This is a genomic window from Actinophytocola sp. (genome assembly GCF_036378875.1).
Classification (GTDB): domain Bacteria; phylum Actinomycetota; class Actinomycetes; order Mycobacteriales; family Pseudonocardiaceae; genus Actinophytocola.
In genome coordinates this window covers 74,894-96,307 of record NZ_DASUVO010000101.1, presented here as the reverse complement: position 1 = coordinate 96,307, position 21,414 = coordinate 74,894, and the positions used below count along the sequence as shown (strand labels likewise).

At 70.0% G+C, this 21,414-nt stretch carries 19 protein-coding genes; 10 read left to right on the top strand and 9 right to left on the bottom strand.

Annotated elements, in window-relative coordinates:
- Nucleotides 1-166: 166 nt before the first annotated feature.
- Nucleotides 167-766 (bottom strand): DUF4245 domain-containing protein, encoded by a 600-nt coding sequence (locus tag VF106_RS29530; RefSeq protein ID WP_330843147.1) that lies wholly within the window; start codon nt 764-766, stop codon nt 167-169.
- 97 nt (nt 767-863) lie between these two features.
- Here VF106_RS29530 and glpX point away from each other — a divergent pair, with 97 nt between their 5' ends.
- The 4 genes from glpX (at nt 864) to VF106_RS29510 (ending at nt 3,815) form a co-directional block, all read left to right on the top strand.
- The gene (gene glpX / locus VF106_RS29525) at nt 864-1,916 is read left to right on the top strand and encodes a class II fructose-bisphosphatase (protein ID WP_330843146.1); all 1,053 of its coding nucleotides are present in this window, start codon (nt 864-866) and stop codon (nt 1,914-1,916) included.
- 70 nt (nt 1,917-1,986) lie between these two features.
- Nucleotides 1,987-2,592 carry a L,D-transpeptidase gene (locus VF106_RS29520; RefSeq protein ID WP_330843145.1) on the top strand — a complete coding sequence of 202 codons (606 nt, stop codon included), beginning with the start codon at nt 1,987-1,989 and terminating at the stop codon, nt 2,590-2,592.
- A gap of 38 nt (nt 2,593-2,630) precedes the next feature.
- Complete coding sequence (locus VF106_RS29515) at nt 2,631-3,146, top strand: L,D-transpeptidase (protein WP_330843144.1); 516 nt, start codon at nt 2,631-2,633, stop codon at nt 3,144-3,146.
- A 93-nt stretch (nt 3,147-3,239) separates the two neighbouring features.
- Nucleotides 3,240-3,815, top strand: coding sequence for a dihydrofolate reductase family protein (locus VF106_RS29510; protein WP_330843143.1), 576 nt, complete (start codon nt 3,240-3,242; stop codon nt 3,813-3,815).
- Nucleotides 3,816-3,822: 7 nt separating this feature from the next.
- On the opposite strand, the gene trhA is transcribed toward VF106_RS29510, so the two are convergent.
- Nucleotides 3,823-4,449: a PAQR family membrane homeostasis protein TrhA gene (trhA, locus tag VF106_RS29505; RefSeq protein WP_330843409.1), complete on the bottom strand. Its 627-nt coding sequence runs from the start codon at nt 4,447-4,449 to the stop codon at nt 3,823-3,825.
- 100 nt (nt 4,450-4,549) lie between these two features.
- Nucleotides 4,550-4,987: a CoA-binding protein gene (locus VF106_RS29500; RefSeq protein WP_330843142.1), complete on the bottom strand. Its 438-nt coding sequence runs from the start codon at nt 4,985-4,987 to the stop codon at nt 4,550-4,552.
- A 48-nt stretch (nt 4,988-5,035) separates the two neighbouring features.
- Here VF106_RS29500 and VF106_RS29495 point away from each other — a divergent pair, with 48 nt between their 5' ends.
- Nucleotides 5,036-5,827 (top strand): isoprenyl transferase, encoded by a 792-nt coding sequence (locus VF106_RS29495; RefSeq protein ID WP_330843141.1) that lies wholly within the window; start codon nt 5,036-5,038, stop codon nt 5,825-5,827.
- A 61-nt stretch (nt 5,828-5,888) separates the two neighbouring features.
- On the opposite strand, the gene VF106_RS29490 is transcribed toward VF106_RS29495, so the two are convergent.
- Nucleotides 5,889-6,062 (bottom strand): hypothetical protein, encoded by a 174-nt coding sequence (locus VF106_RS29490; protein WP_330843140.1) that lies wholly within the window; start codon nt 6,060-6,062, stop codon nt 5,889-5,891.
- Between the two features lie 580 nt (nt 6,063-6,642).
- Here VF106_RS29490 and phoH2 point away from each other — a divergent pair.
- The gene (gene phoH2, locus VF106_RS29485; protein ID WP_330843139.1) at nt 6,643-7,986 is read left to right on the top strand and encodes an RNA 5'-3' helicase PhoH2; all 1,344 of its coding nucleotides are present in this window, start codon (nt 6,643-6,645) and stop codon (nt 7,984-7,986) included.
- 94 nt (nt 7,987-8,080) lie between these two features.
- Nucleotides 8,081-8,761 carry a DUF998 domain-containing protein gene (locus VF106_RS29480; RefSeq protein WP_330843138.1) on the top strand — a complete coding sequence of 227 codons (681 nt, stop codon included), beginning with the start codon at nt 8,081-8,083 and terminating at the stop codon, nt 8,759-8,761.
- On the opposite strand, the gene VF106_RS29475 is transcribed toward VF106_RS29480, so the two are convergent.
- Nucleotides 8,758-10,212, bottom strand: coding sequence for a GuaB1 family IMP dehydrogenase-related protein (locus VF106_RS29475; RefSeq protein ID WP_330843137.1), 1,455 nt, complete (start codon nt 10,210-10,212; stop codon nt 8,758-8,760). The two genes, VF106_RS29480 and VF106_RS29475, sit on opposite strands and share 4 nt — an antisense overlap.
- A gap of 15 nt (nt 10,213-10,227) precedes the next feature.
- Nucleotides 10,228-11,748, bottom strand: a complete 1,521-nt coding sequence (locus tag VF106_RS29470) for an ATP-dependent DNA ligase (protein ID WP_330843136.1) — start codon at nt 11,746-11,748, stop codon at nt 10,228-10,230.
- 114 nt (nt 11,749-11,862) lie between these two features.
- Here VF106_RS29470 and VF106_RS29465 point away from each other — a divergent pair, with 114 nt between their 5' ends.
- Nucleotides 11,863-12,882, top strand: a complete 1,020-nt coding sequence (locus tag VF106_RS29465) for a MerR family transcriptional regulator (RefSeq protein ID WP_330843135.1) — start codon at nt 11,863-11,865, stop codon at nt 12,880-12,882.
- On the opposite strand, the gene pdxR is transcribed toward VF106_RS29465, so the two are convergent.
- On the bottom strand, nt 12,869-14,248 hold the full coding sequence (pdxR, locus tag VF106_RS29460) for a MocR-like pyridoxine biosynthesis transcription factor PdxR (RefSeq protein WP_330843134.1): 1,380 nt from the start codon (nt 14,246-14,248) through the stop codon (nt 12,869-12,871). The two genes, VF106_RS29465 and pdxR, sit on opposite strands and share 14 nt — an antisense overlap.
- A gap of 39 nt (nt 14,249-14,287) precedes the next feature.
- Here pdxR and VF106_RS29455 point away from each other — a divergent pair, with 39 nt between their 5' ends.
- Nucleotides 14,288-15,214, top strand: a complete 927-nt coding sequence (locus VF106_RS29455) for a DMT family transporter (protein ID WP_330843133.1) — start codon at nt 14,288-14,290, stop codon at nt 15,212-15,214.
- Here VF106_RS29455 and VF106_RS29450 read toward each other — a convergent pair.
- Nucleotides 15,166-16,560 carry a class II fumarate hydratase gene (locus VF106_RS29450; protein ID WP_330843132.1) on the bottom strand — a complete coding sequence of 465 codons (1,395 nt, stop codon included), beginning with the start codon at nt 16,558-16,560 and terminating at the stop codon, nt 15,166-15,168. The two genes, VF106_RS29455 and VF106_RS29450, sit on opposite strands and share 49 nt — an antisense overlap.
- 88 nt (nt 16,561-16,648) lie before the next feature.
- Between VF106_RS29450 and VF106_RS29445 the strand changes: the two genes are divergently transcribed.
- Nucleotides 16,649-17,644, top strand: a complete 996-nt coding sequence (locus tag VF106_RS29445; RefSeq protein ID WP_330843131.1) for an NAD(P)/FAD-dependent oxidoreductase — start codon at nt 16,649-16,651, stop codon at nt 17,642-17,644.
- Nucleotides 17,645-17,806: 162 nt separating this feature from the next.
- Here the strand turns inward: VF106_RS29445 and VF106_RS29440 are convergent, their stop codons facing one another.
- Entirely contained in the window at nt 17,807-21,277 is a 3,471-nt protein-coding gene (locus VF106_RS29440; RefSeq protein WP_330843130.1) for an AAA family ATPase, read from the bottom strand.
- Between the last annotated feature and the right edge of the window lie 137 nt (nt 21,278-21,414).

Here is a 21,414-nt window from a genome sequence, read left to right as displayed (position 1 = left end):
TGGTGTCGGTGCCCGTGGCTCGCAGGCACCGGTACGACAAAGCGTCGGTCCGCTGTACATCTCCGGGCCGGACGACAACCCCCGATCGATCATCCGCACACTGGAACGCACGGCGGGCCAAGGCAACTACGACCACATCGTGGTCCCCGTCTGACGCGTCGGGCACTCAGGTCGCCAGGGGTGGCGCCTTCTGTGTCGCGGTGGCCAGCTGCCGGAACTCCGACTCCGGTGCGCTGCCCGTGATCAGCAGCACGGCCCCGTCCAGCTCGATCACCCATGCCGGCTCGTCGCGGCGGGCGGGGTAGCTCTTCCACGTCACGTCGTCGACCGTCACGGAGCCGGTCGCCTCGGGTGCCTCCTCCCGGCCGGTCTCCTCGACCAGGACGTCCGCCGCCTCCCCGCCGGACTGGCTGAGCTGCACGTACGCGCCGGACGCGGTCACCCAGCCCACCCGCACGATCACGTCACCGCTCGCGCCGGAGCCGACCGAGGACGTCGCCGTGGAGTTCGCCCGCCAGCCCTTCGGCACGGTCGGCTGCCGCACCGGGAACGTCACCGACTTCGCCGCTCGCTCCAGCGCGGCCCCGGCGTCGGCGGTGGGCGCGCTGCCGGGGTCGACCGTGGGTCCGCCCGGGCTGAACGAACACGAGCCCCAGAACGCCATGATCCCGCCGATGATCACCACAAGCACGACCATCGCGCCGACCATGTCGCGCATCCGCAGCCCGGCCCGACCCGGGTGTCCGCCTTCCGTCACAAAGTCCATCGTCGCAAACCGGCCGAGACGACCCTCACGCCGCTCGTGTAACCACTGAGCTCCCGAAATCTGGAAGGATCTGGGGTACCGACCTCAGGAGGCGAGAATGAGCGACCACGACCGCCGACCAGAGGAGCCGGACCGCAACCTCGCGCTGGAGCTGGTCCGGGTCACGGAGGCCGCCGCGATGGCCGCCGGCCGCTGGGTCGGCCGAGGGGACAAGAACGGCGGCGACGGCGCGGCGGTCGACGCCATGCGCAAGCTGATCGGCACCGTGTCGATGCGCGGCGTGGTCGTGATCGGCGAGGGCGAGAAGGACCAGGCGCCGATGCTGTACAACGGCGAGCACGTCGGCAACGGCGAGGGCCCCGAGTGCGACGTCGCGGTCGACCCGATCGACGGCACCACCCTGATGGCGAAGGGCATGCCGAACGCGATCGCGGTGCTCGCGGCCACCGAGCGCGGCGCCATGTTCGACCCGTCCGCGGTGTTCTACATGGAAAAGCTCGCGGTGGGCCCCGAGGCGGCCGACGTCATCGACATCACCGCGCCGGTCGCGGAGAACATCCGCCGCGTCGCGAAGGCCAAGCACACCGACGTCTCCGACGTGACCGTGTGCATCCTCGACCGCCCCCGGCACGCCGACCTGGTGAAGGAGGTCCGCGAGGCCGGTGCCCGCATCCACTTCATCTCGGACGGCGACGTGGCCGGCGCGATCTCCGCGGCCCGCCCGAACACCGGTGTGGACATGCTGATCGGCATCGGCGGCACCCCGGAGGGCATCATCGCGGCCTGTGCGCTCAAGTGCATGGGCGGCGCGATCCACGGTCGCCTGTGGCCGAGGGACGACGAGGAACGGGCGAAGGCCGTCGACGCGGGGCACGACCTCGAGCGTGTCCTCACCACGAACGACCTCGTCAGCGGCGACAACGCGTTCTTCTGCGCGACGGGCATCACGGACGGCGACCTGCTGCGCGGCGTGCACTACCGCAGCGGTGGTTGCACCACCCAGTCCATCGTGATGCGCTCGAAGTCCGGCACGGTCCGCATGATCGACGGCTTCCACCGCCTCGAGAAGCTCCGCAAGTACTCCACCGTGGACTTCGACCGCCGGCCGGAGGAAGCGGCGAGCGAGGACCTGATACCGCCACTGCCGTAACAAAACCGGCGGTCCAGTAACGGTTGGATCACCACGACAACGTGGGGTGATCTCGTGGCGTCTTCACGGTATGCGCCGCACACTCCTTGTGGGACTCGCCGCGATCAGCGTGGGACTGCTGTCCGCGTGCGGAAGCACGAACACGGCCGCCCCGGCTCCGACCGGGCCGACGACCGCCACGACGGCCCCGACGACCTCGACGGAGGCCGTGGCACCGGCTCCCGCGGAGGAGGCGAAGCTGCCACCGCTCCCGCAGGTGGCGGAAGCCAACGAGACGATCGTGAAGGAAGCGCCGCCGCCACCCCCGCCGCCGCCGGCGCCCGCGGGCGTGCCGTGCGACGCGGGCGTCGACGCGTGCATCGACCTGTCCGCCAACCAGTCGTGGTTGCTCAAGGACGGTGTGGTGACCTACGGCCCGGTGCCGATCACCCACGGCCGTCCGGGCTGGGAGACCCCACCGGGCACGTTCTCGGTGGGCTGGAAGGACATCGACCACAAGTCAAGCGTGTTCAACAACGCCCCCATGCCGTTCTCGGTTTTCTTCAACGGTGGCATCGCGTTCCACCAGGGCAGCCTGAGCCAGGAGTCCCACGGCTGCATCCACCTGTCGTGGGCCGCCGCCGAGGCTTACTACAACGCGCTGGCCGTGGGCGACAAGGTGCAGGTCGTCACGTAGTTGCAACCCCCACGGCGGCAACGTCGTGGGTAGGGGGCATGAGACGCGAACTGGCCGGCCTTGCCGTGCTGGCCGTGGCACTGCTGTCGGGGTGCGCCACACAGGCGGCCGCGGGACAGGTCCCATCGACCACTCCGTCCGCCACGACGACGACCACGGCCCCCACGACGACCACCACCACGGTCACCCCACCTCCGCCGACGCCACCGCCGTGCGGCCCGGAGATCCGGGCCTGCGTGAGCCTGTCGACGAAGCAGGCGTGGCTGATGACGAACGGTGTGGTGGACCTGGGCCCGGTCCCGATCACCCACGGCGGCGCGGCCAACCCGACACCGACGGGCATCTGGCCGGTCGCGTGGAAGGACGAGGATCACACAAGCAGCATCTACGGCGACCCCATGCCGTACTCGGTGTTCTTCGCGCCGGGCGGCTACGCCTTCCACCAGGGCCGCCTCGACGAGGACTCTCACGGCTGCGTCCGGCTGGACATGGCCAACGCGCAGGCGTTCTTCAACACCCTCCAGGTGGGACAGCTGGTCGAGGTCGCCTCGTAGCTCGAAAAGTTTCTGTCGGCGGTGTCGATCTGGCGGGCCGGACTTCGACGCACGGGTGAAGATGGCGATCAACCACGACCATGAGGAGGAGCCATGCGCACTCTGATCACCACCGCCTTCGTCTCCCTGGACGGCGTCGTCGAGGCCCCCGGCGGGGAGGCCGGCTACCGCAACTCCGGCTGGACCTTCGAGGACATCGAGTTCCTGCCGGAGGCCTACGAACTCAAGGGCCGCGAGCAGACGGAAGCCGCCGCGATGATGATGGGCCGAGTCAGCTACGAGGCGTTCAGTCCGGTGTGGCCGACGATGACCGAGGACTTCGCCGGCTACAACGCGATGCCGAAGTACGTCGTGTCCTCGACCCTGAGCGACGCCGACCTCGTCGACAACTGGGGCGAGACAACCATCCTGCGCTCACTGGACGACGTGGCCGCCCTGAAGGAGACCGAGGGCGGACCCATCATCGTCCACGGGAGCGCCATGTTGAACCGCAACCTGTCCGACGCGGGCCTGATCGACCGCTACCACCTGCTGGTGTTCCCGGTCCTGCTCGGCGCGGGCAAGCGGCTGTTCAGTGGTGCCGACGTGGACAAGACCATGCTCAAGGTGGTCGAGAGCGAGACCTACGCGAACGGCATCCAGAAACTGGTCTACGACGTCGTCCACTGACCAACCACTAGGGATACATGGCGAGCCAGATCGCGATGTAGTGCGAGATGGCCGCCAACACGGTCGCGGCGTGGAAGAACTCGTGGTGGCCGAAGATCGTGGGCCACGGGTTTGGCCAGCGGGTCGCGTAGAAGACCGCGCCCAGTGTGTAGAAGCCTCCGCCCACCAGGAGGAGGACCAGCGCCGCGACGCCGGCGTGGTGGAGCAGGTCCGGCAGCACGAACACCGCTACCCAGCCGAGTGCGATGTAGATCGGGGTGCCGAGCCACCTCGGCGCGTGCGGCCACAGCAGCTTCAGTGCCACCCCGGCTAGCGCGCCGCCCCAGACGACCGACAGCACGATGTAGCCGGTCGGCTTTGGCATTGCCAGCAACGAGAACGGGGTGTAGGTGCCCGCGATGAACAGGAAGATCATCGAGTGGTCGAGGCGCTTCATCCACGCCCGGACGCGAAGGCTCTTCCACCAGCGGCGGTGGTACAGCGCGCTCACGCCGAACAGGCCGAGCACGGTCGCGCCGTAGATCGAGGTGGCCACCGCCGCTGTCGCGGACACTGTGGACGCGGCAAGGGAGACCAGTGCGGCGCCCAGGACCAGGGAGACCCAGAACGACCAGTAGTGGATGACACCGCGCATGCGCGGCTTGACCGGGCGGGCAGGCTGCGGGTTCACCGTCGCGGTTGTCACGTGCTCCAGGTTACGGGACCGTAGGTTGACCCACGCGATGTGAAACCGATCACGACCAGCCGACGACCTCGCGATGTTCGACGGCGAGGCACCGATCCATCACCACGTCGAGCCCGGCTTCCGCCGCGGTGGTGGCGGCCTCCGTGGAGATCACGCCAAGTTGCAACCACAGCGAACCCGCGCCTACCGCGACGGCGTCCGCGGCCACGCCCGGCGCGTACTCCGGGCGGCGGAACACGTCGACGATGTCGATCTGCTCCGGCACGTCGGCCAGCGACTTGTACGCGGTCAGGCCCTGCCACGAGGCCAGGTTGGGGTTCACCGGGAACACCGTCAGGCCGGCACGCACGAGGTACCGCGCCACCCCGAAGCTGGGTCGACCCTGGTTGCCGCTGAGCCCCACCACCGCGACCGTGCGTGACTCCCGCACCAGCCGCTCGATCACCGCCAGGTCCTGCCAGCGCGGGTCGATCTCGGTTCGCTGCATGGTTCCAGTGTGCCCTGGGTGTAGCGGGACGGCGTACCCTGCAGGGACGTGACCCCAGCCTGGCGGAGATTCCGCAAGAAAGCCGCGAAGCTCGTCTACGGCCTCTACGACAAGCGGCTCGTCCAGCAGGCCGCCGGCCGCCACCCCCGGCACGTCGGCGTCGTGCTCGACGGCAACCGACGGTGGGCGCGGGAGGCCGGCTTCACCGACGTCAAGCACGGCCACATCGCCGGCGCCAACCGCATCGCCGACCTGCTCAGCTGGTGCCGTGAGGCCGAGGTGGAACTCGTCACGCTGTGGCTGCTCTCCACCGACAACGTCATGCGGCCCGAGGCAGAGCTCAAGCCGTTGTTGCAGGTCATCGAGGGTGTGGTCGACGAGCTGGCCGAGCCTGGGCTGCCATGGCGGCTCCGCATCATCGGCGCGCTGGACGTGCTGCCGGAGGAGACCTCGAACCGGCTCGTCGCCGCCGCGAAGCGCACCGAGGGGCGCACCGGCATGGAGGTCAACATCGCGGTCGGCTACGGCGGCCGGCGCGAGATCGCGGACGCCGTGCGCAAGCTGCTGCAGAGCCAGGCGGAGGCCGGTAAGACCATCGAGGAGCTGGTCGAGGTCCTCGACGTCGACCACATCGCCGAACACCTGTACACCTCCGGCCAGCCCGACCCGGACCTGGTGATCAGGACGTCCGGGGAGCAGCGGCTGTCCGGCTTCCTGCTGTGGCAGTCGGCGCACTCGGAGTTCTGGTTCTGCGAGGCGTACTGGCCGGACTTCCGGCGCACGGACTTTTTACGTGCCCTCCGGGACTACGCGATTCGCCATCGCCGCTTCGGCTCGTAGGGGCTTATAGCAGACAAAGCGAGCCCTGAAAATTCGGGGCCCGCTTTTTGTTGTGCGCGGCTCAGCAGTTCACGATGACGACGCGGCAGATCTCCCCGACCGCCGGGTTCAGGCCCGGGTCCACCATGCCCGGCAGGTCACGCTCGTCAGCCTGGCTGGCGTCCGCCATCGCCGGCAGTGCGAGCACGGAGAGGCCGACGGCGGCGGCGACGACAATTCCGGTCTTTTTCGGCACCTTTTCGTCTCCTTCGGTTTTTGGGATTAAAAGCGGTGTCCGTTTCCGTTCTGTCCGCGCAGGAGTTACCGGGATTCCTGCGTGATCGCATCGTGAAATACTCCATGGTGTTACGAATTCCACGAAGTTCACCATTCCTGGTTTTCAACGTGATTAGTGCGCCTTCGCTGTGTGATCAGCGAAGGACGGCTTTCTCCTGGTCGGGGCCGCAGCGGCGGGGTTCTGTCACCCGTTCGGCCGATGATCCAGATGGGTGCCTTCGAGTACGCCGAGTAGTCATGTTCGGATGCGCAAGGAGGCATTCGCATGATCTTGCGACTCGGTCACAAAACGAAAATCACCTGCGTGGCTGCCTGCGGGACGGGGGTGTGCACGGGTAGCGTCCAAAGTGACGGGTCGTGCCCACGCGAACCGTCCCGGGAGGCCCTGGTCGTGACGGCAACGATCGCGAGGGGGCCGGCACCCGGCCCTCACGGGCGGTGCCGCTGCGCTTAGGCGCAGCGTCTCGCCTGGTCAGGGAGGTGCCCGGCCCTTCGAGGAAAACACGCGGACGTCGGTGCGCGTTCGCCGAGGAGTTGCCGTGACTGCTTCGCATTCCTCTTCCCCTGACCATGATGACCAGCGCCGGACCTACGTGCTCGACACGTCCGTGCTGCTGTCCGACCCCTGGGCGATGTCCCGGTTCGCAGAGCACGCGGTCGTCCTGCCGCTGGTGGTCATCAACGAGTTGGAGGGCAAGCGGCATCACCCCGAGCTTGGTTGGTTTGCCAGGGAGGCCCTTCGGCTGCTCGATGACCTGAGGAAACACCACGGACGGCTCGACGCGCCGATCCCGCTCGGCACTGCCGGCGGCACGCTGCACGTCGAGTTGAACCACTCGGACCCGACGGTCCTGCCTTCCGGGTTCCGCACCGACACGAACGACGCCCGCATCCTCGCGTGCGCGCTCAACATGGCCGCACACGCACCAAATGTGACCTTGATCACCAAGGACATGCCGCTGCGGATCAAGGCGGCATCGGTCGGCCTCCTGGTCGACGAGTACCGGGCCCACGAGGTCACGCCGTCCGGTTGGACGGGGATGGTCGACCTCGATGTCTCCTCGGACGTCCTCGACATGCTGTACCGGGACGGCGTTGCCGACCTCGCCGACTTCGGAGTCACGTCGCCGGACGATTTCCCCACCAACACCGGCCTGCGTTTACTGGCCGGGTCCGCGAGCGCGCTGGGCCGGGTCACCAAGGACAAGCAGGTCCAGCTCGTGCGGGGCGACCGTGAGGCGTTCGGCCTGCACGGGCGGTCCGCGGAGCAGCGGGTGGCGCTCGACCTGTTGCTCGACCCGGAGGTGGGCATCATCTCGCTGGGTGGGCGGGCCGGCACCGGCAAGTCCGCGCTCGCGCTCTGCGCCGGCCTCGAGGCGGTGATGGAGCGGAACCTGCACCGCAAGGTCGTCGTGTTCCGACCGGTGTACGCCGTGGGCGGCCAGGAACTCGGCTACCTGCCGGGGTCGGAGAGCGAGAAGATGGCGCCGTGGGCGCAGGCCGTGTTCGACACGCTCGGCGCGCTGGTCAGCCAGCCCGTGATCGACGAGGTGCTCGACCGAGGGATGCTCGAGGTCTTACCCCTGACCCACATCCGCGGTCGCTCGCTGCACGACGCGTTCGTGATCGTCGACGAGGCGCAGTCGCTGGAGCGGAACGTGTTGCTGACGGTCCTGTCCCGGCTCGGCTCCGGGTCTCGCGTGGTCCTCACCCATGACGTGGCGCAGCGGGACAACCTCCGGGTCGGTCGCTACGACGGCGTCGCCGCGGTGATCGAGAAACTGAAGGGTCATCCGCTGTTCGCGCACGTCACGCTCACCAGGTCGGAACGATCGCCGATCGCCGCGCTGGTGACGGAGATGCTGGAGGACCACGGGGCCTAGCCCGCGTTCCCCTAGCCACGGTAGGGAAAACCCCCGGTCCGATTCGGGAGCTTCCCTGATGGTTCAACGGTCTCGCTGACGAGACCGTTGAACCATGGCAAACCTGGTCCTGACCTCCCGTTCGGCGCCGGTCCGCGGTGTGGCGCTTCCTGTGCCGCGGCCGGCGCCGGTCGGTGTGTTCGTCGGTGTGGTCGGGCTGGTGTTCGCCGCGTTGTTGATGGGCGGGTTGAACGTCGTCGCGGCCAAGCAGATGAACCCGCTCAACACCACCATGTCCGACTACGTGTTCGTGCCAGGCGCCGGATGGATGTTCCCGGCGTCGCTGCTCGCGATGTGCCTGGCCGGCGTGGGTGTTGGCGTCGGCCTGTGGGCCCGTGGCCTGCTCGACGGTGTGCTTCCCAAGCTGTCGCTGGGTCTCGCGCTGGTGGGTCTGCTGCTGGCGGCCACGTTCGAGACCGATCTTGGCGACCTCTCCGTGTCGATGTCCGCGCAGATCCACCGGTACGCGGCCGGCGTCGTGTTCTTCTGCGTGCCGATCACGGCGTGCCTCATCGCCCTTCGCCTGCCGCACCGACGCTCGCTGTACGTCGGTGCCACGGTCGCGTCGGTGCTGCTGGCGCTGTTCCTGACCTGCCACCTCGGCCCGATGCCGGACGCACTGGGCGAACTGAGCGGCCTGTTGCAGCGCCTGCTTTTCTGCGCGGACCTCGTCGTGCTGGCGCAGCTCGTGCGAGTCGCGCAGCGGACAGCGCCCGGGTACGCGCTGGCCGCCTAGGCCCAGCCAAGCGGCAACGGCGCGCCTTCCGCGAACCCGGACGCCGACTGGATGCCCACCACGGCTTTGGCGTGGAACTCCTCCAGTGTGGTCGCGCCCGTGTAGGTGCAGGCCGAGCGCACGCCGGAACAGATGGCGTCGAGCAGGTCCTCCACGCTCGGCGCGGTCGGGTTGAGCCGCATGCGGGACGTGGAGATGCCCTCCTCGAACAGCGCCTTGCGGGCACGGTCGAACCCGCTGTCGCCGCGGGTGCGTGCGGAGACAGCGCGTTTGGACGCCATGCCGAACGACTCCTTGTACGCCTGGCCCTGTTCGTCACGCTGCAGATCGCCTGGCGACTCGTAGGTGCCCGCGAACCAGGACCCGACCATCACGCTCGACGCGCCAGCGGCAAGCGCGAGCGCGACGTCGCGTGGATGCCGGACGCCGCCGTCGGCCCACACGCGCGCACCGAGCTCCCGCGCCGCCCGAGCACACTCGAGCACGGCGGAGAACTGCGGCCGCCCGACCCCCGTCATCATGCGCGTGGTGCACATGGCTCCCGGCCCGACGCCGACCTTGACCACGTCCGCCCCGGCCTCGACCAGGTCACGCGTGCCCTCCGCCGTCACGACATTCCCGGCGACCACCGTGACGTCGCGCGAGACCGCGTCCACGGCGGCACGCACCGCTTTCAGGGCAGCGATCATCTTCTCCTGGTGGCCGTGTGCCGTGTCCACCACGAGCGTGTCCACCGCCGCGTCGAGCAACGCCGCGGCCTTCGCCGCCACGTCACCGTTCACGCCGATCGCCGCCGCCACCCGCAGCCGCCCCTGGTCGTCGACCGCCGGCCGGTACAGGTCGGCCCGCAGCGCACTGACCTCGGTCAGCACACCCACCAGCCGGTCACCGTCGTCCACGCCGACCGCAACGTGGGGCCTGCGGCCGTGCAGCTGGTCGAAGACGTCGCGGGGCGCAGCGGTCAACGGCATGGTCAGCACGTCCGGGTCCGCGACGTCCGCCAGCCGCGTGAACCGGTCCACGCCCGCACACGCCGCCTCGTCCACGACACCGACCGGCCGCGCATCCTCGTCCACGACGACGACCGCACCGTGGGCGCGCTTCGGCAGCAGGTTGAGCGCGTCGGCGACCGCGTCGCCGGGCGTCAGGACCAACGGCGTGTCCCAGACGGTGTGCCGCGACTTGACCCAGGCGACGATGTCCCGCACCGCGGACGGGTCGACGTCCTGCGGCAGCACGACGAGCCCGCCGCGCCGAGCCATGGTCTCGGCCATCCGCTTGCCCGCGACGGCCGTCATGTTGGCCACCACCACCGGGATGGTCGCCCCCGTGCCGTCCGAGGTGGACAGGTCCACGTCGAACCGTGACGTCACCGCCGAGCGGTTCGGCATCAGGAAGACGTCGTCGTAGGTGAGGTCGTAAGCCGGCGGCGTGTCGATGTAGAAGCGCACGTTCGCACAGCGTACTTACGTGGCCATAGGCGGTCCTCCCGGCAACATGGCACGCACCGCGTCGATGGTGTCGGCGTCCGGCGGCTCCTTGTCCGGCCGGTAGCGGACGACGCGCGCGAACCGGAGCGCGACACCGCCCGCGTACCGGGAGCTGACCTGCACTCCGTCGAGTGCGATCTCCACCACCAGGTGCGGTTTCAGGTAGACGGTCCAGTCGTCCCGGTGGTCCTCGTACTTCGGGAACTCGCTGGTCTGCCACGCGAGCAGCTCGTCGGTGAGCCCCTTGAACGTCTTGCCGACCATGACCGGTGGCCCGCCGTCCGGGTCCCGCGCGCCGAGGTGCAGGTTCGACAGGCTGCCCGTGCGCCGCCCGTGTCCCCACTCCGCCGCGAGCACCACCAGGTCGAGGGTGTGCACCGGCTTCACCTTGCGCCACGACTTGCCGCGTCGCCCCGCCTGGTAGGTCGAGTCGAGCGACTTGACGACCACACCCTCGTGCCCGTGGCGCAACGCGTCGGCCAGCACCTGGTCGGCCTCGTCCCGCGACGGTTCCAGCGCCCCGGGGATGACCAGCTCGCCGACCGCCTGGTGCAGCGCGGCGTTGCGCTCCCGGAGCGGTGCGTCGATCAGGTCGGTGCCGTCGAGGTGCATGCAGTCGAAGAAGTACGGGTGGAGCAGTAGCTCGCGCTCACTCGTCGCCCCGAACCGGCTCATGGTCTCCTGGAACGGCCGCGGCCGGCCGTCGTCGGCGAGTGCCAGCGTCTCGCCGTCCAGCACCACTTGCCGAGCGGGCAGGCTCTGGATGAGCGCCACCAACTCGGGCACCGACCCGGTGATCTCACGCAGCGTTCGCGTGTAGACGCGGACGTCGTCCCCGTCCTTGTGCACCTGGATGCGTGCGCCGTCGAGCTTGTACTCGACCACGCATGGGCCATCGGTGAGCGCCTCTTCGAGGTCGTCCGCCGGCGAGGCCAGCATCGGTCTGATGGGGCGACCGAGCTGGAGCCCGAACGTGTCCAGGGCGGCGGCGCCACCCGTCATCGCGGCCTCGGCGGTGTCGGGTAACTGCCCGGAGAGCATGAACGCACGCCGGACGGTTTCCTTGTCGACCTCGGCCGCCTTCGCGATGGCGTCGAGCATGACGCCCTCGAGCGCACCCTGCCGGAGTTCTCCGGTGAGCAGGCGTAACAGGAAGTCCTGTTCGGCCGTGGTGGCCCGGCCGAACAGCCCGCCCAGTAACTCGGAGCGGCGGGTGGCCGACCCCTTTCCGCTGGTCACGGCGACCTCGTCGAAGGTGGCGTCCACCTCGGCGACCGTGAGCGTGGGATCGGTCGCCGGGGACTTCCTGAGGTTGACCAGCGTCCGCCAACCGGCCCCGATGCGCCCCTGCAACGGTGTGCCGGCGAGGAAGGCAACGACGGCACGCACCTGGTCGCCGGCACGGCGCAGCAGGTCGGCCAGGGCATCGACCTTGGCCAACCGGGACCGGGTCGCGGACACCACCGCTGAGGTGGCGACCACGTCGTTGAGCTGCACGTCCGCCATCATGCACCCGAGCACCGACAATTTCTGGTGACGCGGATGGCCGGGCGTTGACCTTCACCAAAGGGGAAGGCCCACGCTGGTGTCGTCGGTAACGAGGGAGGGGTCGTGGAGCTGCTCACCATCGGCGAGTTCGCACGGGCGTCCCGCCTGTCGGCCAAGGCGTTGCGGCTCTACGACGAGCTCGGGTTGCTCCGGCCGGCCGTCGTCGATCCGGGCAACGGGTACCGGCGGTACGCGCCGGAGCAGCTCGAGCAGGCCCGGCTGGTGGCATGGCTGAGGCGCATCGGGATGCCGCTCGCCGACATCCGATCGGTCGTCGCACTGCCGGGCGCCGACGCGGCCGACGCGGTCCGGCGGTACTGGCGACGGGTCGAGGCCGACACCGAAGCCAAGCGGCGGCTCGCGGCCGACCTCGTCGAGTATCTGTCCGGAAGGGACGTCGCCATGACCGCGTCATTGGTCGTCAAGTACGCCGTGCGCACTGATCGAGGGCTCGTGCGCGAGTCCAACCAGGACTTCGCCTACGCCGGGGAGCGGCTGCTGGCCGTCGCCGACGGGTTCGGGAAGCAAGGCGACGCGGCGAGCCAGGCCGCCGTGTCCGCGCTCCAGCAGGTGAATGTCGGAGATCTGTTGAACGCCATGGAAGACGCAGCTCACCTCGCCGGTCAGGCGGTCCGCGACCTGGACGGCAGCGGCACCACGCTGACCGCGCTGCTGTGGTCCGGTTCGCGGCTCGGGCTCGTGCACATCGGGGACTCGCGGGCCTACCTCCTCCGCGACGGCGAGCTGTTCCAGATCACGCACGACGACACCATGGTTCAGTCCATGGTGGACGAAGGGAGGCTTACCGCGGCGGAGGCGGCCTCACATCCGGACCGTTCCCTGCTCACGAAGGCGTTGACCGGCAACGAGAATCCCGGTGTGCAGGTGCGGGAGGGGCAGGCCGGTGACCGGTACCTGCTGTCCTCCGACGGGCTGCACACGGTCGTCGACATCGACACCGTCCGGAAGGTGATCGAGTCCGAGGAGCCCCAGCAGGCCGTCGACCGGCTCGTCACGTTGGCCAACGCGGCCGGCGGGCCCGACAACATCAGCTGCGTCGTCGCGCATCTCATCCAGCGATAGCCGCGATTTCCCTTACCGCGGCACGTAACCGGTCCGGCGTGGTGGCCGCGTAGCCGATCACCAGGCCGGGGTAGGTGCCCAGCTGCGTGTACGCGGACAGGGCCGGCGCGTGGATGCCGCCGTCGGCAAGCTGTTGGGACACAACGGAGTCGTCCATCTCGGACGGGAGCCGAAGCACCACGTGCAGGCCCGCCGCCACCCCGATCGGTTGCCACGCGGGCACATGCGTGGCGATCGCCGCCAGCAGCGCGTCCCGACGCCGGCGGTAGGCGAGGCGGGTTCGGCGCAGGTGACGGTCGTATCCGCCGCCACGCAGCAAGCGCGCGAACGCGGCCTGCGGCAGCGGTGAGCAGCCCAGATCCGTGAACTGCTTGCGGGACACCGTGCTCGCTCGCAGGGCCGGCGGCAGCACGAGCCAGCCCAGCCGGAGTGCCGGCGCGAGCGTCTTGCTCACGCTGCCCAGGTAGGCCACCCGTCCCGGATCCATTGCCTGCATCGCCCGCAGTGCCGGGCGGTCGTACCGGTGCTCGGCGTCGTAGTCGTCCTCGATGATCACGCCGTCACGCTCGCGTGCCCACGCCAGCAACGCGTGGCGGCGTGCTGGATGCAGTGCGGTGCCAAGGGGGAACTGGTGTGCGGCGGTCACCAGGACCGCGCGTACCGATTGCGGCAGCGCGGAAACCACGATCCCGTCGCAGTCCACCGGCACGGGGATCGGGCGCAAACCGTGCTCCCGCAACAGGTCCAGCTGACCGGGATGACCGGGGTCCTCCACGCCGATCGAGTCGTGACCCTGCGCGCGCAGCACCGCGGTCAGCATCGACAGCGCTTCCGCGCCGCCGTAGGTGATCACGACGTCCTCGGCCGTCGCGGTCACGGCGCGAACCCGGCCCAGGTACGCGGCCAGCTCTGTCCGCAGTTCCAGCAGGCCCGCAGGTTCGGGGTAGCCAAGTGCCTCGTCGGGCAGTTCGGCAAGCGCCGCACGGGTCATCGCGACCCACTCGGCCCTCGGGAACTCGCTGAGTGCCGGGAGACCGGGGCGCAGGTCGTACCGCCACTGCCGGGTCGCCTGGTTCGGGGCCGCGGGCGTGGCCAGGCAACTGAGCGTGATCGCCACTGAGGTGCCGGAGCCGCGTCGAGTGGTCAGGTAGCCCTCCGCGGTGAGTTGGCCGTACGCGGCCGTGACCGTGCCCCGCGCGACACGCAGCTGGGCGGCGAGGTCGCGGCTCGACGGCAGCCGCAGGCCCGGTGCCAGCTGGCCGTCCCGGATGGCCGTGCGCAGCGCGGCCTCCACGGCTCGACCTCGGCCGCCCGCCATGGCGGCCGGCAGGAGCAGCTCCCGCAAAGTGGACCAGTTGTCGGTCATCAAAGTGGAGCTTACGTGTGAACCACTTGGTGCGCGAGCGTGTCGCCTGTGCTGCTCGTGACCCCACCCCGTACTGGCCAGGCGGTGGCCATGGCCGCTACCGCGACGACCCTTGTCGGCGTGTCGGTGCCCGTGACCGGCCTGCTCGACCACTACCCGCTGCTCACCGGCCAGGCCATGCGCTACGCGATCGGTGCCGTCTGCCTGCTCGGATGGCTCCTCGCGACGACCGGCCGGCAGGTGCCAATGCCCACGGGGAAAGACCTGGTCGGGCTGGGGTTCATGGTCGGTTTCGGCATGCTCGGGTTCAACGCGGCGATCCTCGTCGGTCAGCGGTACGCGACGCCGGGGTTCATCGCGGCCATGCTCGGCGCGTCGCCGCTGGTTCTCGCCGTCGTCGCGCCCGTCCTCAGTGGCCGCCGGCCGTCGCCGTTCGCCATCGCCGGCGCCGTCCTCGTGGGCATGGGTGTCGTGATCCTCAGCGGCGGTGGCTCGTGGCACGGGCCGGGACTGGTGCTCGGCTTGCTGGTCGTGGTGTGCGAGTCGGCGTTCACGCTCGGCGGGGTAGGGGTCGTCGCCCGGCTCGGTGCTGTCGCCGCGTCCATGTGGTCATGCGCGTTCGCGGCGGTTGGCGGGGCCGTGCTGACGACGCTCTGGGCCGGTCCGGCGGCCTGGCCGGCACCGACCGCAGGCGAGATCGGCGCGATCGTCGTCCTCGGCGTCCTGGTCACGACCGTCGGGTTCGCGTTCTGGTACACCGGTGTATCGGTGCTCGGCGCGGACCGGGCCGGCGTGCTCACCGGGCTCATGCCGGTGGCCGGCCTGGCCACGGCCGTGTTGTTGGGGCGTCAGCCGTTGACGCTGGTCGCGGCCGGCGGGACGTTCATCGTCGCCGCCGGCTGCGCACTCGGTCTCGCTCAGCCGCCCCGCGCCATGCGCAGGACATCCAGTGCCTCGTCGAGCTGAGCCTCGGTGAGCTTGCCATTCTCGACGTGCCCGCGTTCGATGACGACCTGGCGGATGGTCTTGCGTTCCTTCAGCGACTGCTTGGCGATCGACGCCGCCTCCTCGTAGCCGAGGTAGCGGTTGAGTGGCGTGACGATCGACGGCGACGACTCCGCCAGCTCACGCATCCGGTCGACGTTGGCCTCGACGCCCTCGAACACCTTGTCCGCGAGCAGTCGCGCGACGGACGACAGCAGTCGCGCGGACTCCAGGACGTTGCGTGCGATGACCGGCAGCATCACGTTCAGCTGGAAGTTGCCCTGCGACCCGGCGAACGCAACGGCCGCGTCGTTGCCGATGACCTGCGCGACCACCATCATCGTCGCCTCGGAGATCACCGGGTTCACCTTGCCCGGCATGATCGACGAGCCCGGCTGGAGGTCGGGCAGCGCAAGCTCGCCGAGCCCCGTGCGCGGGCCCGAACCGAGCCAGCGCACGTCGTTCGCGATCTTGAACAGCGCGACGGCGGCCGTCCTGAGCTGGCCGGACAGCTCCACCACACCGTCCTGCGACGCCTGCGCCTCGAAGTGGTCGCGGGCCTCGGTCAGCGGTAGATCGGTCAGCCGGGCCAGCTCCTCGGCGACCGCCGCGCCGAACCCGTCCGGCGCGTTGAGGCCACTGCCGACAGCGGTGCCGCCGATCGGCAACTCGCCGAGCCGCGGCAGCGTGTCCTCGAGCCGTTCGATGCCGTAGCGGACCTGCGCGGCCCAGGCACCCGCCTCCTGGCCGAGCGTCACCGGCACGGCGTCCATCAGGTGGGTGCGACCGGACTTCACCGCGTCCGCCCAACCCTCGGCGCGCCGCTCGATGGTCGCGGCCAGGTGCTCCAGTGCCGGGATCACGTCCCGGACCACGGCCTCGGTCGCGGCGACGTGGATCGTCGTCGGGAAGGTGTCGTTGGACGACTGCGAGGCGTTGACGTGGTCGTTCGGGTGCACCGGCTTGTTGAGCGCGCGCGACGCGAGCGTGGCGATGACCTCGTTGGCGTTCATGTTCGAGGACGTGCCGGACCCGGTCTGGAACACGTCGATGGGGAAGTGCGCGTCGTGCTGCCCGTCGGCGACCTCGTCCGCCGCCGCCGCGATGGCCCGCGCGACCTCGGCGTCCAGCACCCCGAGCCGCTCGTTGACCCGGGCGGCGGCGCCTTTCAGCAGGCCGAGCGCGCGGATCTGGGCGCGCTCGAGGCCGCGACCGGAGATGGGGAAGTTCTCGACCGCTCGCTGCGTCTGGGCCCGCCAGAGCGCTTCGGCCGGGACTTTGACCTCCCCCATCGTGTCGTGCTCGATGCGGAACTGATTCTCGCTCATGTGACCAGTTTGGTCGCCCATCGGCGCCCTCGCCCAGGTAGCTTGTGGTGTTGCCGGACACGTTGCTCCCCACCACAGGCAGGTGCCAATGAGCGTCGTCGAGACCCCGTCAGAAGTCGATCTGCTGATCGTCGGCGCCGGCCCGACAGGGCTGTTCGCGGCGTATTACGCGGGCTTCCGAGAAATGTCGACGGCGATCGTGGACGCGCTACCCGAGGCCGGCGGGCAGGTGACCGCCATGTACCCGGAGAAGAAGATCTTCGACGTGGCCGGCTTCCCGTCGATCATCGGCCGGGACCTGGTGGCCCAGCTCGTCGAACAGGCCGATCAGTTCAAACCGACGTACCTGCTGGGGCAGCGGGCCCGCACCGTGTCCGAACTGGACGGCGGCGGGTACGAGGTCGGCCTCGATGGCGGCTCGGTCATCCGTGCCGGCGCCATCCTCATCACCGCCGGCATGGGCGAGTTCACCCCGCGACCGCTGCCGGCCGGCGACGGTTGGCTGGGCCGGGGTGTGGTCCATTTCGTGCCCTCACTGGAGGAGCACCGGGACCAGGACGTGGTGGTGGTCGGGGGCGGCGACTCGGCGTTCGACTGGGTGCTGTCGCTGCATCCCATCGCCCGCTCGGTGACGCTCGTCCACCGCCGCAACAAGTTCCGCGCGTTCGCGGCGACCGTGCGCCAGGTGCGGGAGTTGGGCGTGCCGATCATCACGGACGCGCAGGTGGTGGCGTTGCGTGGTTCCGACGCCGGCCTGACCGAGGTCGAACTCGCCGTGGCGTCCGACCCGGCGCCGGTCGTGTTGCCGGCGCAGACGGTCGTCGCCGCACTGGGCTTCACCGCAGACCTGGGCCCGATCGAGTCGTGGGGCCTGGAGATCACCCGCCGCGCCGTCGCGGTCGACTCGACGATGAAGACCGCACGCGACCGGATCTACGCGGCCGGCGACATCGCCGCCTACCCGGGCAAGGTGAAGCTGATCGCCACCGGCTTCGGCGAGGCCGCCACAGCGGTGAACAACATCGCCGTGGCCTTGAACCCGGAGGCACACCTGTTCCCCGGACATTCGAGCGACGTGAGCTAGAGACCGGCGACCACGGTGATGGTCGTGAACTACGCGGTGCTGGCCGTGTTGGGCGCCTTCCTCGCGTGGCGGTGCCGTTCCGTGTGTTGGGGACTGTGCATCGGGCGTACACCGGCGCGATCCTCAGGCGGTGCCATGTCTCTTGTGGACGTGCGGAGCCCGTCAGGCAATGAGCTCCACCCGCGATCCCGTTCGCGACTTGTGGACCCGAAGCCGTGTGGGAATACGGTGCCGTAGCTCTTCCACATGGGACACCAACCCCACCACGCGACCACCGGCCCGAAGTTCGTCCAGGGTGTCCATCACCTCGTCGAGGGTGTTCGCGTCAAGCATGCCGAAACCCTCGTCCACGAACAGCGTGTCCAGCAGCGCACCACCGGTCTCCGCGGCGACCACGTCCGCCAACCCGAGCGCCAGCGCGAGTGAGGCCAGAAACGTCTCTCCACCCGAGAGCGTCTTGGCTGAGCGCGTGTTGCCCGAGTACGCGTCCAGCACGTCCAGCCCGAGCCCGCCCCGCGTGCCCCGCGGCCCGGCGACGTCGGTGTGCACGAACGAGAAGCGGTCGTCGCTCATCTTCCGCAGCCGAGCCGTCGCCGCGATCGCGACCTCCTCCAGCCGGGCGGCCAGCACATAGGCTCGCAGGGACATTTTCCGCGCGTTCTGGCCACGCCCGTTCACCACGTCCGTGAGCTCGGACAGCTCCTCGAACTCCGCCAACGCCGGCCCCAACTCGGCCCATTCCGCACGCAGCCGCGCGGCCAACTCCGCGACGTCCACCGCCCGCTGCCGCGCCAACCGAGCAGCCGCCACCGCGGCCTCCATGTCGACGCGTGCCTCGGAGTACGCGTCCGCCGCCGCCCCGATATCGACGTGCAGGTCGGGGTCCACCCCAGCCAACTCGGGATCGGCAAGGACCTGCCGCAGCCCAGCTTCCCGCGCCGCGAAGTCGTTGAGCCGCCGCTCGAGCGCGGCGTGGTCGGGCCGCGCGGCAGCGACCGCCGCCGCCACGTCCGTGAACCCGGCCGCGTCGACGGCATCGCGAACGACGGCCGCCTGCTCGTCGAGCCGCGCCTGAGCCGCGGCCTGGTCAGCCATCGCGGAGGCCAACGCATCAAGCTCATCCGCGACGGACAGCAGATGCGCACGCCGTGCCGCCACGTCGCGGTACTTCCCACGAGCAGCCGCCAACCGCTCCGCACGCTCGGCCATCCGCTCCTCAAGCGTCGCCTCCTCGCGCGCGAACCCAGTCGCTTCCTTCTCCGCGGCCCGCAGCCGCCCCATCACCTCCTCGGACTCGTTTTCCAACGCCCGCACCCGTTCCCGCAGCCGCCGATGCGCACCCGCGAGCCGGACGGCATGCTCATGCGCCTCGACGGCCGCCAACAACGCCTTGTCGAGCTCGTCAGCGTCACGACCACGCAACCGGTCCAGCAGCGTGGCCAGGACCCGCTCGGCATCCGCCAGCTCGAGCGCGGCCCTCTGCCGCACGGCGTCGGCATCCTGCTCCCGCCGCACAGCCGCCCGCTCATCCGCCGCGGTGACCTGCGTGGCCTCGCCGGCCGCCGGCATCGGGTGGTCGGTCGACCCACACACCGGACAGTGCCCGCCATTCGCGAGCCCACCCGCGAGCTCGGCCGCCATCCCAAGCAGCCGCCGCTCCCGGATGTCCAACACGGACTCCCGAGCCATCTGGTGCGCGTCCACTGCGGCCTGCGCCGCGTCGGTGCGCTCGCTCACCACACGCCGGGCAGCCGGAAGCTGCGCGGCATCACGGACCAACGCGGTCAACTCCTCCCGCGCCTCCACCAACGCTGGCAACTCCGCGACAGCCCGCGCCGCCTCGGCAAGCGTCTCCCGCGTTCGCTCAACCTCACCCGGCAGCACGGAAAGCCGCTCCGCACACACCGCCACGGCCGCGTTCGCACGCTCCCCGAGCCGCCGAAGCTCGCCGACTCGCTTCTGGTCGGCCACCTGCATGGCGGCCTCGTCAACAAGCCCGCTCAGCGCGCCGGCGACCTCCCGCAACCGCCCAGCCCACACCCGAGGCGAGGCAGTCACCAGGCACGGCTCACCGGCGCCGAGCGGCTGACCTTCAGCGGACTGCCCGGCAACCGCACCGTCTCCGGTGCCAGCCGCTCCAGACCGCCCGGCTTGCCTGTCAGCCACGCTCCCGACCGTCCACTCGGCGCGGCCCCGCCCGGCCGACTGTTCGGTCGGGCCGGCCACCGGCGCCGTGGTAGACCCGGTCAATTGTTCAGGCGACCTGGCCACCTGTTCGGTGGCGAGCCCGGCTGACTGTTCGCGCGGTTCAGCCACCGGTTCGGTGGTATGCCCGGCTGACTGTTCGCGCAGCTCGGCCACCGGTTTGGTGGTGGGCCTGGCCAATTGCTCGGTCAGCCCGGACTCCGGCGCGGCTGGTCCCAGGCAGGTCACCTGCTCGGTTTCCGCAGGATGACCGGACTGCCCGCCGGGCACGGTGCTGTGCCGGTGATACCCAGTCGCGCGCGGCATGACCGAGACCGCGTCCGAGGCAGTGCCGGTGGCTTGGTCGCCGGTGCCGTAGCCGGCGACCAAACCACGCAGCTCCTCGTCCGCTGGCATGTCCTGTGCCAGCGCGACGACCGCGTCGTCCGCAGTGCGGGCGAGCGCTTCGACCCTCGCGAGCTCCCGGTGAGCCGTCACCACCGGCGCCGCACGGCGAGCCGCCGCCAACTCGTACGCCCAAGCCGCCCGTACCTCAGCTTCTGAAGCCAGCACGGCCAACTCGTCACGGGCGACCGCCACCCGCCGGACCCGCTCAGCCAACTCCCGCCGCGCCAGCGACTCAGCCTCGGCCCGATCCCTTGCCATCGCCGCGGTGAGTTCACGCGCCACCGCTTCCTCAGCCTCGGATCCCGTCGTCGCCACAAGCGAAGTCAGCCAGGCCTCGTCCGCCGTGTCGTCGGCCGGCGGCTCAGCACCGACGGCCTGCGCCAACCGCGCGACCAACCGCACACACCGCAACCGTCCGGCTTCCAGCGCACGACCGCGCTCCGTACGCCGGTTCCGGAACCATTCCTCGACCAGCGCGAAGTGCTGCGTGCCGAACAGTTTCTCGAGCAGCCTCTCTCGCTCGGCTGTCTCCGCGCGCAGAAACCGCGCGAACTCGCCCTGCGGGAGTAGGACCACTTGGAAGAACTGGTCCTTGCTCATCCCGAGCAGCCGTTCGACCGTGCGACCGACCTCGTCGATCCGCGTCAGCCCATCAGGCGCATGCCCGCTCGGTGCCGCGCCGACCCACGTCAGCGACACCTTCGCGTGCTGCTTTGTTGTGCCATCACCTCTCTTCTTCTGGCGCAGGTACTCAGGACTTCTCACCAGCCGCAGTCGGTGCCCGCGAACGGTCAGCTCAAGCCGCACCTCGGTGACCACGTCCGGTTCCGCGTAGTCACACCGGAGCCGCTTCGCCTGATCGCGTACGCCAGGCACGGCGCCGAACAAGGCGAACGCCACTGCGTCCAGCAGCGTCGTCTTGCCGGCCCCAGTGTCGCCGTGCAGGAGAAACAGCCCATCCGCGCCGAGCCGGTCGAAGTCCACCACCTCGCGACCGGGGTACGGCCCGAACGCGGTCAGCTCCAGTCGATGCAGCCTCACCGCTTCTGGCTCACGGCCGCTCCTTCACAGGCGCTCGATAGCGGCTGCCCGATGTCTGACTGTTCGCTCCGCCGGCTCCTCGTCCGTTCGGCGCCGCGCATGCTCGGCGCCGAACGGACGAGGGCGACCGGTAAGCA